The 18,904-nt window shown below is 63.7% G+C and carries 15 protein-coding genes; 8 read left to right on the forward strand and 7 right to left on the reverse strand.

Annotated features, from left to right (window positions below; translation table 11 throughout):
• The first annotated feature begins 4 nt into the window (after positions 1-4).
• The 5 genes from JMN22_RS03410 (at position 5) to JMN22_RS03430 (ending at position 5,111) form a co-directional block, all read left to right on the forward strand.
• Positions 5-1,069 carry a branched-chain amino acid ABC transporter permease gene (locus JMN22_RS03410; RefSeq protein WP_030141731.1) on the forward strand — a complete coding sequence of 355 codons (1,065 nt, stop codon included), beginning with the start codon at positions 5-7 and terminating at the stop codon, positions 1,067-1,069.
• Between the two features lie 87 nt (positions 1,070-1,156).
• Positions 1,157-2,491, forward strand: a complete 1,335-nt coding sequence (locus JMN22_RS03415) for an ABC transporter substrate-binding protein (RefSeq protein ID WP_198795808.1) — start codon at positions 1,157-1,159, stop codon at positions 2,489-2,491.
• Between the two features lie 52 nt (positions 2,492-2,543).
• Positions 2,544-3,320 carry an ABC transporter ATP-binding protein gene (locus JMN22_RS03420; RefSeq protein ID WP_198795809.1) on the forward strand — a complete coding sequence of 259 codons (777 nt, stop codon included), beginning with the start codon at positions 2,544-2,546 and terminating at the stop codon, positions 3,318-3,320.
• A gap of 161 nt (positions 3,321-3,481) precedes the next feature.
• Complete coding sequence (locus tag JMN22_RS03425; protein WP_198795810.1) at positions 3,482-4,714, forward strand: SfnB family sulfur acquisition oxidoreductase; 1,233 nt, start codon at positions 3,482-3,484, stop codon at positions 4,712-4,714.
• Between the two features lie 10 nt (positions 4,715-4,724).
• Entirely contained in the window at positions 4,725-5,111 is a 387-nt protein-coding gene (locus tag JMN22_RS03430; protein ID WP_198795811.1) for a hypothetical protein, read from the forward strand.
• Positions 5,112-5,165: 54 nt separating this feature from the next.
• On the opposite strand, the gene glcF is transcribed toward JMN22_RS03430, so the two are convergent.
• Genes glcF through glcD form a run of 3 tightly spaced genes read right to left on the reverse strand, consistent with a single transcriptional unit; the run spans position 5,166 to position 8,950 of the window.
• On the reverse strand, positions 5,166-6,383 hold the full coding sequence (glcF, locus tag JMN22_RS03435; protein ID WP_198795812.1) for a glycolate oxidase subunit GlcF: 1,218 nt from the start codon (positions 6,381-6,383) through the stop codon (positions 5,166-5,168).
• Between the two features lie 3 nt (positions 6,384-6,386).
• A complete protein-coding gene (gene glcE, locus JMN22_RS03440) occupies positions 6,387-7,451 on the reverse strand; it encodes a glycolate oxidase subunit GlcE (protein WP_030141727.1) in 1,065 nt (354 codons plus the stop codon).
• The gene (gene glcD, locus JMN22_RS03445; RefSeq protein ID WP_198795813.1) at positions 7,451-8,950 is read right to left on the reverse strand and encodes a glycolate oxidase subunit GlcD; all 1,500 of its coding nucleotides are present in this window, start codon (positions 8,948-8,950) and stop codon (positions 7,451-7,453) included. The genes glcE and glcD overlap by 1 nt, the downstream gene beginning before the upstream one ends.
• Before the next feature lie 233 nt (positions 8,951-9,183).
• Between glcD and glcC the strand changes: the two genes are divergently transcribed.
• Positions 9,184-9,951 (forward strand): transcriptional regulator GlcC, encoded by a 768-nt coding sequence (gene glcC, locus JMN22_RS03450; RefSeq protein ID WP_198795814.1) that lies wholly within the window; start codon positions 9,184-9,186, stop codon positions 9,949-9,951.
• A 371-nt stretch (positions 9,952-10,322) separates the two neighbouring features.
• Here glcC and JMN22_RS03455 read toward each other — a convergent pair whose 3' ends face one another.
• A complete protein-coding gene (locus JMN22_RS03455) occupies positions 10,323-10,730 on the reverse strand; it encodes an ACT domain-containing protein (protein ID WP_198795815.1) in 408 nt (135 codons plus the stop codon).
• A 68-nt stretch (positions 10,731-10,798) separates the two neighbouring features.
• Positions 10,799-11,695, reverse strand: coding sequence for an alpha/beta fold hydrolase (locus JMN22_RS03460; RefSeq protein WP_198795816.1), 897 nt, complete (start codon positions 11,693-11,695; stop codon positions 10,799-10,801).
• 290 nt (positions 11,696-11,985) lie between these two features.
• Between JMN22_RS03460 and JMN22_RS03465 the strand changes: the two genes are divergently transcribed.
• Both JMN22_RS03465 and aldA read left to right on the forward strand, forming a co-directional pair.
• Positions 11,986-14,163: a PQQ-dependent dehydrogenase, methanol/ethanol family gene (locus JMN22_RS03465; protein WP_198795817.1), complete on the forward strand. Its 2,178-nt coding sequence runs from the start codon at positions 11,986-11,988 to the stop codon at positions 14,161-14,163.
• 42 nt (positions 14,164-14,205) lie between these two features.
• Positions 14,206-15,642 carry an aldehyde dehydrogenase gene (aldA, locus tag JMN22_RS03470; RefSeq protein ID WP_030141720.1) on the forward strand — a complete coding sequence of 479 codons (1,437 nt, stop codon included), beginning with the start codon at positions 14,206-14,208 and terminating at the stop codon, positions 15,640-15,642.
• A gap of 54 nt (positions 15,643-15,696) precedes the next feature.
• Here the strand turns inward: aldA and JMN22_RS03475 are convergent, their stop codons facing one another.
• Together JMN22_RS03475 and JMN22_RS03480 are read right to left on the reverse strand one after the other, a co-directional pair.
• On the reverse strand, positions 15,697-17,640 hold the full coding sequence (locus JMN22_RS03475; RefSeq protein WP_198795818.1) for a sigma-54-dependent Fis family transcriptional regulator: 1,944 nt from the start codon (positions 17,638-17,640) through the stop codon (positions 15,697-15,699).
• Positions 17,641-17,916: 276 nt separating this feature from the next.
• Positions 17,917-18,858, reverse strand: a complete 942-nt coding sequence (locus JMN22_RS03480; RefSeq protein WP_198795911.1) for an alpha/beta hydrolase — start codon at positions 18,856-18,858, stop codon at positions 17,917-17,919.
• Positions 18,859-18,904 lie beyond the last annotated feature (46 nt).

An 18,904-nucleotide genomic window follows, 5' to 3' on the forward strand; every position in this document is an offset into this window, starting at 1 on the left:
CGCCATGACCGCTACTGTTCCGCGCCTCACTGCCAGCTTCGACGACGCGCCCCTGACCCTGGTGCGTCGCCGTTGGCGGCCGGGCCTGTTGTTGCTGTTGTTGGTGGCGTTTGTCGGGTTGCCGTGGCTGGGCAACGACTATTGGCTCAACGCGATCCTGATTCCCTTTCTGGTGCTGTCGCTGGCGGGCCTGGGGCTGAACCTGTTGACGGGCTATACCGGCCAGACCTCGGTCGGCGCCGCCGGCTTCATGGCCGTGGGGGCGTTTGCCACCTACGGCCTGCTGCTGCGCGTACCTGGCCTGCCGCTGCCACTGGCGCTGCTGGGCGGTGGGGTGATTGCCGGGGTGGTCGGGCTGCTGTTCGGCATTCCCAGCTCAAGGATCAAGGGCTTTTACCTGATGGTCACCACGCTGGCCTCGCAGTTCTTCCTGGAATGGGTGTTCGCCAAATTCCCCTGGTTCTACAACTACGCCTCGTCCGGCACCATCAGCGCGCCGCGCCTGGAACTGTTCGGCCATAACCTGGCGACGCCGGTCGGCCGCTACCTGTTGACCCTCAGTTGCGTGGTGCTGTTGACCTGGGTGGCGGTCAACCTGGTGCGCAGCCAGGTCGGACGCAACTGGATGGCGATCCGCGACATGGACACCGCTGCCGCCGTGATCGGGATTGCCGTGGAGCGCGACAAGCGCATGGCCTTCGCCGTCAGTTCGTTCTACCTGGGAATCGCCGGGGCGCTCTGGGCATTCGCTTACCTGGGAACAGCCAGCGCGGGCAGCTTCGACATCAACCGTTCGTTCCAGATTCTGTTCATCATCATTATCGGCGGCATGGGCAGCATTGCCGGCAGCTTCATCGGCGCGGCCTTCATCAGCCTCGTGCCGATCCTGCTCAGCCATGCCGGGCAATGGCTGTTCAACGGCAACGTCGACGCCGGGCAATTGCAGAACCTGCAGAAGGTGCTCTTCGGCGCCTTGATCATCGGGTTCCTGATCAAGGAACCGGAGGGGCTGGCGCGCCTGCTCGGCGACCTGCGCGAACGCATCAGGGTCTGGCCGCTGCGGTTCTGAGCGCCGACCTACAACCCAACGAACCTTGACCCTACCGAGGGAAAGGAGGTTTCCAACACCGCACAAGACCACATCGAGAAGACAGACATGCATGCAACTTTCAAACGTAGCCTCGCCGCCATCGGCCTGGCATTGGGCGCCTGTGCAACGCTGGTATCGGCTGCCCAGGCAGCCAACGAACAGTTCTTCCCCCTGGCCACCTACCGGGTCGGCGCCTATGCCTCCAGCGGCATTCCGGTGTGGGCCGGAATGATCGACTACCTGCGCTACATCAACGACGTGGAAGGCGGGATCAACGGCGTCAAACTGGTCTGGCAGGAATGCGAGACCGAATGGACGGCGGAAAAGGGCATCGAGTGCTACGAGCGCTTCAAGAACGGCCTCAACGGCGCGCCAGTGGCGATCTACGCACCCAACGGCGCACCGGCGGCCTATGCCCTCGCGGACAAGGCCGAAGCCGACCGGATTCCGTTGATCACCCTCGGCTATGGCCGTACCGAGGCCACCGACGGCAGGGTATTCCCCTACAACTTCCCGGCCATGCTGACGTTCTACAGCGAGGCCTCGGCGTTCATCAATTACGTGGCTGAGCGCGAGGGTGGGCTGGACAAGCTCAAGGGCAAGAAGATCGCCACCGTCTACCACGACTCGGCCTACGGTCGAGAAACCCAGGGACCGCTGGCGCTGCTGGCGCAGAAGTATGGCTTCGAGAACATCCAGATCGCGGTGGCCGACCCGGGCAACGAACAGGCCGGGCAGTGGCGCCAGGTGCGGCAACTCAAGCCGGACTGGGTGTTTCTACGGACCTGGGGCGTGTCCACGCCCGTGGCGATCAAGACTGCGGCGCGTTTCGGCTACCCGGTGGAACGCATCGTCGGTGACATCTGGGCCAGTTCCAATGAGGACGTGCTGCCGGCCGGCGAGGCGGGCAAGGGGTACCTGGCGCTGACGCCTTATCCGGGCGGTGCCGACTTCGACATCCACCAACGCATCCGCCAGTACATCCTCGATACCGGCAAGAGCGACCTCAAGGACCCGAAGAGTTTTGGCAGCGTCTACTACAACTCCGGCTTGGTGAACGCCGCCATTGCCGTCGAGGCGATCCGCACCGGGCAGGAAAAATTCGGCAACCGTCCGCTCAACGGTGAGGAAGGTCGCTGGGGCCTGGAGCACCTCGACCTCGGTGATGCCCGCCTCAAGGAGATTGGTTTCCTTGGGTTGATGCAGCCGCTGAAGTTGTCTTGCAGCGACCACGAAGGGGGCGGGGCCGCCAAGGTCCAGCAATGGGACGGCCAGCAATGGAAGCTGATCACCGACTGGGTCCAGGCCGACCGCGTGACGTTGCGCCCGTTGATCGATGCCAAGGCCGCCGAGTATGCGAAAGAGAAGGGCGTGTCCGCCCGCGATTGCGCGGCGCAATGACCCTGCACACGACACACAACCGGGCGCACCCGCGCCCGAGGAGGAAGCACCCATGACCATTGCGACCCTTGCCGGCACCGCAAGCAGTGAGCTATTGGCGGTACACGACATCGAAGTGATCTATGACGGCGCGATCCTTGCCGTGGCCGGAGTTTCCCTGCGGGTCGGGCAGGGCGACATCGTTGCGCTGCTGGGCGCCAACGGGGCCGGCAAGAGCACCACGCTCAAGGCCATTTCCGGGTTGGTCCAGGCTGACCGCGCGCACGTCAGCCGGGGCCGGATCACTTTCCAGGGGCAGGACACCGCCGGCGTTGCAGCCAATCTGCTGGCCCGCCAGGGCATCGTCCACGTGCTGGAGGGGCGTCATGTGTTCGCGCACCTGACCGTCGAGGACAACCTGCGCAGCGGCGGTTTCCTGCGCAAGCCGACGCGCCGGCAGCTGGAGCAGGATCTGGAGCGCATCTACGCCTGGTTCCCACGCCTGAAGACCAAGCGCAAGACCCAGGCCGGACTGACCTCGGGCGGCGAGCAGCAGATGCTCGCCATCGGCCGGGCATTGATGACCCGGCCTCGGCTGGTGTTGCTGGATGAACCTTCCATGGGGCTGGCGCCGATCCTTGTCGAGGAGATCTTTGCCATCGTCGCCCAGCTCAATGCCCAGGAAGGCATGAGCTTTCTGGTGGCCGAGCAGAACATCAACGTTGCCCTGCGCCATGCCACCTACGCCTACGTCCTGGAAAACGGTCGGGTGGTGGGTGAGGGCAGCGGTGCGGAGTTGGCGGCGCGGGAAGACATCCAGCATTTCTATCTGGGCGGCAAGGCCGGCTGACGGTCGAGTGTTCGGTGGGCAACAGTGAATCCGCAGTTTGCTGTTGCAGGGGCTTTTCCAGGCCTGTTGTCGGATCGCAACGCGTTGAATACAAAGGGTTTAAAGGCTTGGTACGGAGTGTGCTCTGGCTTTGGGTGAACCCGTTACGCAAGGAGCAGCACATGAGCCATTCACCGACCATTGCCCCGTCCCAGCCGGCCCGTCCAGGCCCTCGGCGCCCGGCCCATATCATTCGCAGCGACGCCGAGGCCATCGAGGTGGCGCAGCATGTGGCCGAGGATTTCGCCCGGGAGGCCGCCTTGCGCGATCGTGAGCGACGGCTGCCCTGGGATGAACTGGAACGCTTTTCCGAAAGCGGCCTGTGGGCGATCAGCGTGCCGAAGGCCTACGGTGGTGCCGGGGTGTCCTATGTCACCCTCAGCGAGGTGATCGCCATCATTTCCGCAGCCGATTCATCCCTCGGCCAGCTGCCGCAAAACCATTTCGGCGTCCTCAGCAATCTCGGCTTGACCGGCAGCGAAGAGCAGAAGCAACGCTACTACGCCAAGGTGCTCCAGGGGTATCGCTTCGGCAACGCCTTTTCCGAAGCGCGAAGCCAATACGTCACGACCTTCCAGACGCAGGTCCGCTTCGAGGGCGACACGGCGGTGCTCGACGGCGAGAAGGCCTACTGCACCGGCGCATTGTTCGCCCATATCGTGCCGGTTGCCGGAGTGGACGAGGCGGGGCATGTGCACATCGCCCTGGTGCCGCGCGATGCCGCCGGGTTGACGGTGATCGACAGTTGGGACGGTTTCGGCCAGCGCATCACCGCCAGCGGCCAGGTGCGTATCGACGGCGTGCGAGTGCCTGCCATCGACGTGGTGCCGGCCTGGAAAGCCTATGACCAACCCACTTCCGACGGTCCGATCTCGCAGATTATCCAAGCTGCGGTGGACACCGGCATTGCCCGTGGCGCCTTCGCCGAGACCCTGCGCGTCGCCCGCCAGGCGCGCCCCTGGGTCGACAGCGGCCTGCAGCACGGTTGGCAGGATCCGCTGGGCCAAGCGCTGATCGGTGAACTGGCCTGGCGCCTGCAGGCGGCCGAGGCGATTTTGCAGCGTGCGGCCCGAGCCGTCGACCGTGCCGTCGCCGAGCCCAGCGAGGAACGAGTCGCCGAGGCTTCCGTAATCGTTGGCCAGGCCAAGGTGCTCTCTACCGAGATCGCCCTGGAGGCGTCCAGCCGTTTGCTGGAGCTGGGCGGCACGCGCAGCGTCTCGGCCAGCCAGGGCCTGGACCGGTTCTGGCGCAACGCGCGGACCCACACCCTGCACGACCCGGTGCGCTGGAAATATCACTTGGTCGGCAACCAGCTTCTCAACGACATCAAGCCACAACGTCATTCCTGGAACTGAGGTATCGAGCATGTCCCATTCACATTCCCAAGGTCGTAGCGACCTCGCCCATGCCCGCCACGTCGAGGCGGCTCTGCTTGACTACCTGCGCGGGCAGAGCGCGCGACATGAGGCCCTGGTGGTCGCGGCAGTCGGCGACCTGCGCATCCGCATCGACGCCGCCGATGCTTTGCTCGAACGCGCCGACACGTCCCAATCGACCGCCATCGCCTTTCGCCTGGCCGCTGCGGAGGCGGCGCGCGTGGCCGGTCATGCGTATTTCGAGTTGGCCGGGCGCAGCTTGCCGCGGCCATTGCCGGACGCCGCCGAGCCAGCGTTGCTGACCCAGCGCCGGTTGCTGGGCGACCATTACCTCAACGGCGCGGCGTTGGCGGATGGGCAGGGAGGGCAGGCGTGAGCGGGTTTGCGGTTGCTCGCCTTTGTGCCGGGTTGAATGATCCAAGTCCGCCGCTCAAGGCAACGCCTCTTCAACCAGTTCGATCCAGTGCCGGACAGGGGTTCGGCCAGCGCCGTCGAGGTGGGATTGACAGCCGATATTGGCGGTGGCGATGACTTCCGGGTGTCCGCTTTCCAGAGCGTTGAGCTTGTTGTCGCGCAGTTGCCGGGACAGTTCGGGTTGGGTCAGCGAGTAGGTGCCCGCCGAGCCGCAGCACAGGTGGCTGTCGGGCACCGGCGTGAGGTTGAATCCAAGTTTTTCCAGGATCGCTTCGACTGCGCCCCCGAGTCTTTGGGCGTGCTGCAACGTGCAGGGGCAGTGGAAGGCCAGGCGCTGGTCGCTGCGTACGCCGAGCTGATCCAACGGTTCGTCGCGCAGTACTTCAACCAGGTCCTTGGCCAGGGCGCTCACTTTTGCGGCCTTGGCGGCATACGCCGGATCGCTGCTGAGCAGGTGCCCGTAGTCCTTGATGAAGGCGCCGCAACCGCTGGCGGTTTGCACGATGGCTTCGGCGCCGCTTTCAATGGCCGGCCACCACGCGTCGATGTTGCGCCGGGCACGATCGAGGCCGGCGGCCTGGGCGTCCAGGTGATAGTCCACCGCCCCGCAACAACCGGCCTCGCGAATCGCGGTGACGCTGATGCCCAATCGATCCAGTACCCGTGCGGCGGCTGCGTTGGTGTTGGGTGAGAGGCTTGGTTGCACGCAGCCTTCGAGCATGAGCACTTGCCGGTCATGGCGGGTGGTCGGTCGTGGCTTTGCTGGGTGCACGTTGCGGGGCAGCTTGGCTTTCAGCGTGTCTGGCAGCAACGCGCGGAAAACCTGGCCGCCGCTCACCAATCCTTTGAACAGCCTGGGGTTGGGCACCACGCTGCGCAACCCCTCGCGCAACAGGCGTTGGCCGAGCGGGCGCGGGACTGCCGCATCGACCACCGCCCGGCCAATGTCCAGCAAGTTGTGATAATCGACGCCGGAGGGGCAGGTGGTTTCGCAGTTGCGGCACGACAGGCAGCGATCCAGGTGTTCCTGGGTGGCGCGGGTCACTTCGTTGCCTTCGAGCACCTGCTTGATCAGGTAGATGCGCCCCCTCGGACCATCCAGTTCATCGCCCAGCAATTGATAGGTCGGGCAGGTGGCATTGCAGAAACCGCAGTGCACGCAACTGCGCAGGATGCGTTCGGCTTCTTCGGCGCGGGGCAATTGGCGGGCGTATTCGCTCAAGGTGGTCTGCATGGTTTAAAGCTCCGCGTACAGGCGGCCGGGGTTGAAGAGGCCCCGTGGATCGAGTTGCTGCTTCAGGTTCCGGTGATAGCGCATCAATGCGTCGGGCAGCGGTTGGAAAGGGCTGTCGGCCAATCCAGGGGTGTAGCAGGTCACATGCCCGCCGACTTGTTCGACGATCGAGCGGATGAAGGTCGCTTCGGCGTCCGATTTGAGCCAGCGCTGGGCGCCGCCCCAATCGATCAGTTGGACGCCGGGCAACGGCAAGCGAGGCGTGTTCGGCGGCAGGGACAGGCGCCAGAGGGGCCGATCTTCATCGAAGAAGCTCAGCCGATGTTCGTTCAGGTCCTGCCAGTACGAAGCGTCCAGTCGCTCGCCGCCCAAACGGTCGTGGGCCGCGGCCACCGAGCCTTCGCCACCTTCAAGTCGCAGGTTCAGGCGCTGGCCATCGTGGCACGCGGCAGTGATCGGCAGCGGTTGCTGCCCCCATTCCGCCAGGCGCTGCAAGGCACGCTGGGCGTCCATCTCCAGGCTGATGCTCAAGGTCTGCCGTGGTTTTGGCAGGACCTTGAGGGACACTTCGGTCACCACGCCCAGCGAGCCGTAGCTGCCGGCCATCAAGCGCGACAGATCGTAGCCGGCGACGTTTTTCATGACCTCGCCGCCGAAGCGCAAATGCTTGCCGTGGCCAGTGATGACCCGTGTGCCGAGGATGAAATCGCGCACCGAGCCTGACCAGGGACGACGTGGCCCCGAGAGTCCGCAGGCAATCATGCCGCCCACCGTGGCATTTTCACCGAAGGCGGGCGGTTCGCAAGGCAGCATCTGCTGCGCCGCGTCGAGCACTTCGAACAACTCCGTCAACGGCGTACCGCCACGAGCGGTGATCACCAGTTCAGTCGGGTCGTAGCTGACAATGCCGCGGTGCGAGCGCGTGTCGAGTACTTCGCCCGCCACGCTGCGCCCCAGGAACGCCTTGCTGTTGGAACCCTGGATACGCAGCGGCGTGGCGTTTTCCAGGGCCTGGTTGACCTGCTCCAGCAGCGCGGCGCTGTCGTCGAAATCGTGTTCGCTGCCCATCAGAAGCGCTCCAGTTCGGGGAAGGGCAGCTGACCCATGTGCACATGCATGGCGCCAAACTCGGCGCAGCGATGCAGCGTCGGAATATTCTTCCCTGGGTTGAGCAGCCCGCTCGGGTCGAACGCGGCCTTGACCGCATGGAACACGGTCAGCTCATCGCCGTTGAACTGCGCGCACATCTGGTTGATCTTCTCGCGGCCCACACCGTGCTCACCGGTAATGCTGCCGCCGACCTCCACGCACAATTCGAGGATCTTGCCGCCCAGGGCTTCGGCGCGATCGAGCTCGCCCGGTTGATTGGCATCGAACAGGATCAGCGGATGCATGTTGCCGTCGCCAGCGTGGAAAACGTTGGCGACCCGCAGGCCGTATTCCGCCGATAACGCCGCGATGGCTTGCAGCACGCGGGGCAGTTCCCGGCGGGGGATCGTCCCGTCCATGCAGTAATAATCCGGCGAAAGGCGGCCCACCGCAGGAAACGCGTTCTTGCGTCCGGCCCAGAAGCGCACGCGTTCGGCCTCATCGCAAGCCTGGCGCACGTCGGTGGCGCCGGCCTGTTGCAACACCTGGCGCACGCGGTCGCAGTCGTCATGGACGTCGGCTTCCACGCCATCGAGTTCGCATAACAGAATGGCTTCGGCGTCCACCGGGTAGCCGGCGTGGATGAAGTCTTCGGCGGCGCGAATGGCCAGGTTGTCCATCATTTCCAGACCGCCCGGGATGATCCCGGCGGCAATGATGTCACCCACCGCCCGGCCAGCCTTTTCAACCGAATCGAAGGCCGCCAGCAGCACTTTGGCCGTTTGCGGCTTGGGCAACAGTTTGACCGTGACCTCGGTGATCACCCCGAGCATGCCTTCGGAACCGGTGAACAACGCCAACAGGTCGAACCCCGGTGAGTCGAGGGCCTGGGAACCCAGGGTAAGGTGTTCGCCATCGACGGTGAGGATGTCGACCTTGAGCAGGTTGTGCACGGTCAGCCCGTATTTGAGGCAATGCACGCCACCGGCGTTTTCCGCGACATTGCCGCCGATTGAACAGGCGATCTGCGAAGAGGGATCCGGCGCGTAGTACAAGCCGAACGGCGCGGCCGCCTGGGAAATCGCCAGGTTGCGCACGCCCGGCTGGACCCGGGCGGTGCGGGCGGCGGGGTCGATGTGAAGGATGTTGTTGAAGCGCGCCATCACCAGCAGCACGCCTTTCTCCAACGGCAGCGCACCGCCGGACAAACCGGTGCCCGCGCCACGGGCGACGACGGGCACCTGGCGCGCGTGGCAGAGGCGAAGCACGCCTTGGACTTCTTCGATGTGACGCGGCAGCACCACCAGCATGGGCGTGGTGCGGTAGGCGGAGAGCCCGTCGCATTCGTACGGTTTGAGCGCTTCGCGCTGATGGAGGATTTCCAGGTCGGGAAGCTGGGTTTGCAGGGCCTGGAGCAGTGCATTTTTGTCCACGTCAGGCAAGACGCCGTCGACGCGTTCATCGTAGAGAATGTTCATGGTTCGCAGGCGACCCTCAAGTTGTTTTTATTCGAGGTCTGTTCTGATACGGCTGACTTGCATCATTGGTCCGAGGCGTTCTACTGTCCATGTGTTGTTGGACTGGTCGAACCAGTTCTTCGACCCTGTTCTTTTTGGCTGTTTGAAAATTCAATGAAAAATCAGCGAGCTATCGCTGTGTTTGAAAACCTCTGGATCCGATGACAGAGCTGGTCATACCAGTTGGAGATTCGATGGAAAGCTTCGAGACGCGCCGTAACCCGCAAGTCGCCGACGTGGTCTGCGAGCGCATAGAACGCCTGATCGTCGATGGCGTGCTCAAGACCGGGCAGCTGTTGCCTTCGGAACGGCGACTGACAGAAAAGCTCGGTGTCTCCCGCACCGCGCTTCGCGAGGGACTGAAGCTGCTGCGCGCCCGCGGGATTATCAAGACCGAGCAGGGCAAGGGGTCATTCGTGGCCGACTTGTCGGGGCATGGCCTGGCGTCGCCGCTGATGCACCTGTTCAGCTCGCAGCCACGCACGCTCTATGATCTGTTCGAGGTCCGCAGCCTGCTCGAAGGCGAGTCCGCGCGCCTGGCGGCCCTGCGCGGGACCGAGGCTGATTTCGTACTGATCACCCGCAGCTACGAGGCCATGCTCGACGCCCATAGCCGTCCCTTGGAGGCCAGCGTCCATGCCCGGCTCGACCATGCGTTTCACCTGGCGATCTGCGAGGCCTCGCACAATCCGGTGCTGGTGCAGACCTTGCGTTCGCTGACGGATTTGCTGCTCAGCTCAGTGTTTGCCTCGGTCAACAACCTCTACCACCGCGAGCCGCAAAAGCGCCAGATCGACCGCCAACACGCCCGGCTCTACAACGCCGTGACCGGGCGGCTGCCGGAGCAGGCGCGCAAGGCGGCCATCGCCCACATCCAGAGCATCTGCGAGAACCTCAGGGAAATCGAAAACGAAGAGCAACGCCTGGTGCGCGCCACGTTGCGGCTGGAGGGGTGGGCGTAGAGGTCAACCGTTGGGCAGGTGCCGACCTGGTTTCGGCTGAACGCTATCCTCTGTGGGAGCGAGCCTGCTCGCGAAGGCGGCGGCACATTCAACATAGATGCAAGCTGATCCACTGTCTTCGCGTTCAAGCCCGCTCCCACAAGGGATGGGTGGTGGACGCTGATCTTGAAAACGACCCAAAAACCCATGTGGGAGCGAGCTTGCTCGCGAAGGCGGAGTGTCAGTCAAAAAGATGTAGCTGACCGGACGCCTTCGCGGGCAAGCCCGCTCCCACAGTTGTTTTGGGGTGGTTCCAAGGTTTGCGTACGCCACGGCGATCGTTGTGGGAGCAACTGTCCTGGATGGTTTGTTCCGTCGACCGCAGTTTCGGCTCAGTCGCTGCCTCCAGACCGAGCAAGCGCCTCCAGAACCTCAATCGCCCGCTGCGCATCTTTCCGACCCACGAAGATGTGGTCGTGGTAGTAGGCGGCGATGACGTTGCAACTGATGCCCGCGTTGCCCAAGGCTGTTGCGAAGGCGGCGGTCAACCCGACGGCATCCAGGGCGGAGTGCACGGTCAAGGTGATCCAGGCGGCGACGTAGTCGAAGTGCAGGCCCAGGGCCTGGGCCCTGTTGCGCTCGATGATGACGGTCAGGCCTTCCTTTTCCCGGAAACTGCCCAGTATTTCCTCGCCTTTGACGAGGTCCATGTCGGCGACGCAGCAGAAGACGTAATCCCCGTCGTTGAGCGTCGGGCTCATTGCGCTGAGCAATTTCGCAATCGATTTTTCGCCTGACATGTCGGTTCACCGTTCGATGGATAAGGGCATCTGCTGGCGAGTGTTGTCGAAACGGACACCGCCTGCAACTACCTGCCTCCCGGGACCGAAGGAAGCAGGAAACCAAGCACCTCGTCCATCAAAAGCCCTGGCACTTCCTCCGCGATGTAATGCCCCGACGGCAACGCTTTCCCTTGCACGTCGGTCGCGACTTTTTGCCATTCGCCAAGCGGATCGAAGCACCGGCCCACGACGCCGTCCGCTCCCCACAAGGCCAGCAACGGCGTTGAGAGTTTTCGCCCGGCTTGCCGGTCGCTCCGGTCGTGCTCCAGATCGATGCTGGCACTTGCCCGGTAATCCTCACACAGGCCATGAGCGGTGCCAGGGAGTGCCAGGCAGCGCAAGTACTCGGCAAATGCGGCGTCGGTGAAAGGCGCCATGCCAGCGCTGCGGGTGCCCATGACGCTGCGCAGGTAAAGCTCCGGATCAGCCTCGATGAGCGTTTCGGGAAACGGAGCTGGCCGGATCAGGAAGAACCAGTGCCAATAGGCTCGGGCGAACGCTTCGTTGGTTTGCTCATACATTGCCAGGGTCGGCGCGATATCCAGTGTTATCAAACGCTTCACTGCGTCCGGGTGGTCCATGGCCATGCGATGGGCGACGCGTGCGCCTCGGTCATGCGCCAGCACGTCAAATTTCACGAATCCCAGCGCGCGCATGAGCTCGAGTCCGTCTTGGGCCATTTCTCGCTTGGAGTAGGCGAGGTGCTCGGCGTCGCCTGCCGGTTTGTCGCTGTCACCGTAGCCACGAAGGTCCGCCGCGACCACGGTGAAATGCTCCGCCAAGGGTTCGGCGATCTTGTGCCACATGACGTGAGTCTGGGGATGCCCGTGGAGCAGCAGCAGGCCTTGGCCGCTCCCACCTTTGCGGTAGCTGACGGTGATGCCATTGACTTGGCATCGGCCCGATTCAAATGAGGCGAACATCGCTTGGTTCTCCTGCTGATGGTTGCGCTCATTGTAGGGCGCGCGCTCGCGGGTGCTAAGGCCCGGCGTGTGACGGCTTTCTTCACGAATCGTGCGCAACCTGACTCACCTCTGGCACAGCTGTCGCGGCAAATGCGACAACTGTCGCACGGCTGCACGATCCGCGAAACGAGCCGAAGACCCCGTAAAACGGGGCTTGCAAAGCTTTTCCAAACGGTGGCATGGGGGTTGCTCCTCTCCTGGTGCGCAGCGCAATGGCTTCGCTACTAATAAGAACCAGGAGTCCTCCCATGACACAGATTGGCCTCGCCGTGCCTACTGCTTCTCGGAACGCGCCCCTTCGCGTTCCTCTCAAGACGCTATTTGTCGTGCTGGCGCTTACCTTCCATACCGTCCCGGGCTGGGCGCAGGACCTGCCGGCGAATGTCGACGGCAAGCGCATCATCGCCGCCGACCAGGAACCCGGTAACTGGATGAGTACCGGCCGCACCTACGACGAGCAACGCTACAGCCCGTTGAAGAAGATCAGCGACCAGAACGTCGGCCAGTTGGGGCTCGCCTGGAGCTACAAGTTGGACCTGGATCGCGGTGTCGAGGCGACGCCCATCGTGGTCGACGGCGTGATGTATACGACCGGTCCGTTTTCGGTGGTCTACGCCTTGGATGCGCGCGACGGCAAGTTGATCTGGAAGTACGACCCCAAGTCCGACCGCAACCGCGCCGGTGAGGCTTGTTGCGACGCGGTCAACCGGGGCGTCGCGGTGTGGAAGGGCAAGGTTTACGTGGGTGTGCTCGATGGTCGTCTTGAAGCCATCGACGCCAAGACCGGCCAGCGCGCCTGGTCGGTGGACACCCGGGCCGATCACTCGCGCAGCTACACCATCACCGGGGCCCCGCGAGTGGTCAATGGCAAAGTCGTGATCGGCAACGGCGGCGCCGAGTTCGGCGTACGCGGTTATGTCACCGCCTACGACGCGGAGACCGGCAAGCAGGCCTGGCGCTTCTTCACGGTGCCGGGTGATCCCAAGTTGCCGCCGGAAGACAAGGCCATGGCCATCGCCGCCAAGACTTGGCACGGCGACGCCTATGTGGCCCAGGGCGGTGGCGGCACGGCCTGGGATTCCTTTGCGTTCGACCCGGACTTGAACCTGCTGTACATCGGTGTGGGCAATGGATCGTTGTGGGACCCGAAATGGCGGAGCCAGGCCAAGGGCGACAACCTGTTCCTGTCGTCCATCGTCGCGGTCAACGCCGATACGGGCGAGTACGCCTGGCACTACCAGACCACGCCGGGGGACGCCTGGGACTACACTGCCACCCAGCACATGATCCTCGCGGAACTGCCGATCGATGGAAAGCCGCGCAAGGTGCTGATGCAGGCGCCGAAGAACGGTTTTTTCTACGTGATCGACCGCGCCACGGGTGAGCTGTTGTCGGCCAAGGGCATCGTGCCGCAGAGCTGGACCAAAGGCATGGACATGAAGACGGGCCGGCCCATCGTCGATGACGAGAATGCCGCGTACTGGAAGGATGGCAAGCGCAAATTGGTCACGCCCGCGTTCTGGGGCGCCCATGACTGGCAGCCGATGTCCTACAACCCGAACACCGGCCTGGTGTATATCCCGGCGCACATCATGTCCGCCTACTACGAGCACATTCCCGAGGCGCCGAAGCGCAACCCGTTCAAGAGCATGTACCAACTGGGCCTGCGCACCGGGATGATGCCGGAGGACGCCGATGGGCTGTTGGAAATGGCCAAGGGCTGGTCGGGCAAGCTGATCGCCTGGGACCCGGTCAAGCAACAACCGGCCTGGGAAGTGCCCTATGTGACGATCTTCAACGGCGGCACCTTGAGCACCGCCGGCAACCTGGTGTTCGAGGGCAGCGCCGACGGCCGGGTGATTGCCTATGCCGCCGACAGTGGCAAGAAACTCTGGGAGCAGCCGGCGGCCAGCGGTGTGATGGCGGCGCCGATTACCTACAGCGTGGACGGTGAGCAGTACGTGACGTTCATGGCCGGATGGGGCGGCGCCTTCTCGACCTTTGCCGGTGCCTTGTCCTTGCGCGCCGGGGTCCGGCCGTTCTCCCAGGTGTTGACCTACAAGCTGGGCGGCACGGCGAAACTCAACGAGCCGGCACCGCTCGCCGACACCCCGAAACCGCCGCCCCTGACCGGCGACCTGGCCGCAGTGGACGCCGGCGCCAAGCTCTACGACGGCTATTGCTCCCAATGCCACGGCATTCATGCAGTCAGCGGCGGCGTGCTGCCGGACCTGCGCAAGCTGACGGCGGAAAAACACCAGATGTTCCTCGGCATTCTCTACGGCGGTCGAGTGCCGGATGGCATGCCGTCCTTCGCCGACGCCTTCACGCCGGAACAGGTGGAGCAGATCCATCAATACCTGATCAAGCGCGCCCACGACCTGCAGCAGGAAGGCGGGGTCTGGAAAACCTTCACCGCCAAATGAATGCACCTGCATCGTTCTGAAACTGACCGCGAGAGCAAGCACATGACCGAGATCATCAATTACCAGAACTTCATCGCCAACGCCTTCATTCCCAGCGACCCAAGCATTGAGGTGCACAACCCGGCCAACGGCGCTTTACTGGCGCGGGTGCCCGAAGCCAGCGGCGAGCAAGTCGAAGCGGCGATTGCCGCAGCGCGCAAGGCGCAAAAAAGCTGGGCCGCCCGCCCGGCCATCGAGCGCGCCGGCTACCTGCGCAAAATCGCCAGCAAAGTGCGCGACAACGCCGAACGACTCGCCCATATCATCACCGCCGAGCAAGGCAAAGTGCTGGGATTGGCGCGGGTGGAAGTCAACTTCACCGCCGATTACCTGGACTACATGGCCGAGTGGGCACGGCGCCTTGAGGGCGAGGTGCTGACCAGCGACCGCGCTGGCGAAAGCATCTTTCTGCTGCGCAAGCCCCTGGGTGTGGTGGCCGGTATCCTGCCGTGGAATTTTCCGTTCTTCCTGATCGCTCGCAAGATGGCGCCGGCGCTGGTGACCGGTAATACCATTGTGATCAAGCCCAGCGAAGAAACGCCCATCAACTGCTTCGAGTTTGCCCGTCTGGTGGCCGAGACCGACCTGCCGGCCGGGGTGTTCAATGTCGTCAGCGGCACGGGGGCGACCGTGGGGCATAACCTGACCCGCCATGCCGGCATCGACTTGATCAGCTTCACCGGCAGCGTCGGCACCGGCTCGCGGATCATGGCCGCGGCGGCGCCGAACATCACCAAGCTCAACCTGGAACTCGGCGGCAAGGCGCCGGCCATCGTGCTGGCGGACGCCGACCTGGACCTCGCGGTCAAGGCGATCACGGCTTCGCGGGTGATCAACACCGGGCAAGTCTGCAACTGCGCCGAGCGGGTGTATGTCGAGCGCAAGGTCGCCGATCAGTTCATCGAGCAGATCGCCGCCGCGATGGCCGCGACCCGCTACGGCGACCCGTTGGCCGAGGACAATCTGGACATGGGGCCGCTGATCAACCAGGCGGCGCTGGACAAGGTTGCGCGGATGGTCACCATTGCCAAGGAGCAGGGGGCTGAAGTGGTCACGGGCGGCGCGGTGGCCGACAAGGGCCAGGGCTTCCATTACCAGCCGACGGTGCTGGCTGGGTGTGGTGGCGAGATGGCGATCATGCGCCAGGAGATCTTCGGCCCGGTGCTGCCGATCCAGATTGTCGAAGGCCTGGACGAAGCCATCGCCCTGGCCAATGACAGCGAGTACGGCCTGACGTCATCGATCTACACCCGCAGCCTGAGTGCCGCCATGCGCGCGAGCAACGAGCTGGATTTCGGCGAAACCTACATCAATCGAGAGAACTTCGAAGCGATGCAGGGCTTCCATGCCGGGGCGCGCAAGTCCGGCATTGGCGGCGCGGACGGCAAGCACGGCTTGTATGAGTACACCCATACCCACGTGGTTTACATCCAAGTGTGATCTGGCGAGAAAAATGCCGGCACCCGCAAGGGCGCCGGCATTTTTCTGGGCGTATCAGAACTGGTCGTTGGGCGCGACGACGCCATGCTTTTTCATCTTGCGGTACAGCGTGGAGCGGGAGATGCCCAGGTCGGTAGCGGCGGCACTGATGTTCCAGCGATGCTGGCGCAGGGTTGCCAGCAGGCGACGGGACTCTTCGTCGCCCAGCTGTTCGCCCAAGCTGACGGCCAACGGTGTGGTGCTGGCGGACAGTGACAGGCGCTGTGGCGCCAGCACTTCGCTGGGCAAGCAGTCCAGGTCGATAACGCCGTTTTCAGCCAGGGCCACCGCGTAGCGCAGGCTATTGAGGAGTTGGCGGATATTGCCGGGCCAGTGGTAGTCGAGCAGGCACTGGCGGGCATCCGCTTTCAGTCGTAGCGCGCGGGTTTCGTCCTGTGCCGCGAGCAGTTGCTCGATCAGCGCGGCGCGGTCACTGCGTTCGCGCAAGGCGGGCAGCGCCAGGTTCATGCCGGCGAGCCGATAGAACAGATCTTCGCGAAAGCGCTTCTCGCCGATCATCGTGGGCAGGTCCTGGTGAGTCGCCGAGATCACCTGGATGTCCAGCGCCACCGGCACTTCAGCCCCCAGCGGCGCGATTTCCCGCTCCGCCAGCACCCTTAGCAAGCGGGTTTGCAAATGGGCGGGCATGTCGCCAATTTCATCGAGAAACAGCGTGCCGCCATTCGCCAGTTCCAACTTGCCCTTCATGCCTTTTCGGTTCGCGCCGGTAAAGCTGCCGGCGCGATAGCCGAACAGCTCGCTCTCGATCAGGGTCTCCGGAATGGCTGCGCAATTGAGTGCGACGAAAGGCCCAGCGCGACGAAGGCTGGCGTGGTGGATCGCGCGGGCAAAGGCTTCCTTGCCGGTGCCGGTCTCGCCGGTAATCAAAATCGGGATGCCTTTGTCGATCACCTTGCGCACCCGGTGGACGCTCTGTTGCAGTTGGGGGTCGAGGCCGGCGAGTTGTTGCAGGTCCGGGTGTGCGTCAGGGGCAGGGCGGGCGACGGGGCGGGGGCGGTGCTGTTGAGACGGGATCCGCAGGCCGACCTCCAGCAACGCCTCATCCCGCAGACCACGCAAACGCACGCCTTGGGCGCCACCGTTGGTGAGTTTGAGCAGCTCGTCCACCGTGGTTGGCAGCAGGCGATCGATGACGGTGCCCAGCAGTGCTGGACCCTCAGCCAAGTCCAGGGCGACAAAGGCGGCACGGTTGGCGCCGATGATGCGACCGCTTTCATCAAGCGCCAGTAACTGTTCGTTGGCCAGGTCGGCGATTTCATCAAGGGGCTTGAGGGACAAGGTCAAGCGGTCGCGGTAGCTCTGGCGGAAATGTGCATTTTCGATCAGGCGCGCATACATGATCACCAGTTGCAGCGTCAGGTATTGGCTTTCCCGAGGGCCCGCGCTGTTCATGCAGGTCGCGTTCAGGCAGCCGCGCAGCAGGCCCTGGGCATCGAAAATGGGTGCTACCGAACAGCTCAGGCCGAAATTGGACGCCAGGAAATGCTCCTCCCGATGAATGATCAATGGCTGCGCGGCAGCCAGCGTTGTGCCAATGCCATTGGTGCCCACCACCGATTCCTCCCACTGCGCACCCACCACCAGCCCTGATTGCGTATAGATGTCGGGCTGGTCGGGTAGCCGGGAGTCCAGGGTGATGCCGCGCTCGTCGCTCAGCAGCACGGCAAAGCCGGCGGGCACCACGCGCCGGGCCAGACCGCTGACGCCCTGGCTGGCGATGGAAAGATACTGCTGGTGTTGTTCCTGATGACGCCGGATATCCTCGGCGCTGAGGATGTTCTTGCGGCTCGCCGCACCGGGATCGAGCCGGTGCTCCACGACGCTGCGGTACCAGGACTGGGCGATGACGCCATCGGGCTTCAGGCCGCGTCCGGAAAAATGGTCGTTGACGAAGGCCGCCAGTTCACTGGGGATCGGCTGCGCGCTGTGCAGGGTCATGAAAGGCTCCCATCGGGCGTGACGCCCGCGCAGGGCTTTCACGGCAATCTTGTTATTAGGCTCTGTACGAAATGTATCCGCACTCACCCATACTGCGTTGAAACGGGGCTCGGAATGCTCATGTACTCCCGCTTCCTCGCCCCGTTTCGCCTTGTCTGGCTTTCGCGCGAACACATTTCGTACAGACCCTAGGGGATGGTCTGCGTTGCAGATATCTACCATAGACGCTGGCGCGCAAGTTTTCACCGTTGGATTGCAGGTCCGGATCCCGCTTCGTCACTTCCTCAAAAATACTTTCAACGCCCGAACGATGTCGCAGGTCGATTGATCCGCGATGCGCCCTGGCACCTGGTCAAACATATGGGGCGCGCCAGGATAGACGTGAAGCTCCAGGGCGACCCCAGCGCGAGACAGCCTCATCGCAAAATCGACGTCTTCCTCGAGAAACAGATCTTGCGCACCGACCGCGATGAACGTCGGCGGCAGGTTGCAAAGGTCTGGTTGCAGGGCCGGTGAAAACAGGCCGACACGATCATCGTCCAGGGCGTAGCCACCGCGCAGGCACTGCCAGCAGAACTGATTGGGCTCCGGCAGCCAACTGAACGTGGCTGTTTTCCTGCTCGGGTAGGGGGATTGCGCTGAGCCTGTGCGGTGATCGAGCATCGGGTAGATGAGCACCTGGCCGGCCAGCGGAAACCGGCCTTTGTCGCGCGCCATGATGGCCAATGCGGCGGCAAGCGCGCCACCGGCGCTATGGCCCATGATTGCAACGCGCCGGGAATCCAGGCCCAGGTCCTGACTGTTTTCGAACAGCCAGGCGAGGGCGCTGTAACAGTCGTCGAGGGGTGCAGGAAAAGGATGTTCGGGCGCCAGTCGATAATCCACCGCAACGATGAGGGCCCCCAACTCGTCGGCCAGGTCCGCCAGGAGGTCATCGGCCATCTCGGGCTTTCCGAGTACGAAGCCACCGCCATGGATGGACAGGATCGCCGGAAGCTTCGCATCTGGCGCGAGGCCTTTCGGCCGGTAGAGGCACAGGCGCAAATGCTCGGCATCGGCGCCAGGAATCCAGCACACTTCACATCGCACGTGGTGCTCGGGTTTGAAGGTCGAATGAACTCGGGCGCGGATGGCCGGCAGCGTGCTCAGCGACCATTGTTCCGCGCCCGAGGCCACAAGACCGCTGAACGCGGGATCGAGCCAATCATCAGGCATCAGGTTTCGCTCCCTTTTGCTTGGAACCGCCGGGTACCTGTTGCCGGTA

The organism is Pseudomonas sp. HB05 (assembly GCF_016756915.1).
GTDB lineage: Bacteria > Pseudomonadota > Gammaproteobacteria > Pseudomonadales > Pseudomonadaceae > Aquipseudomonas > Aquipseudomonas alvandae.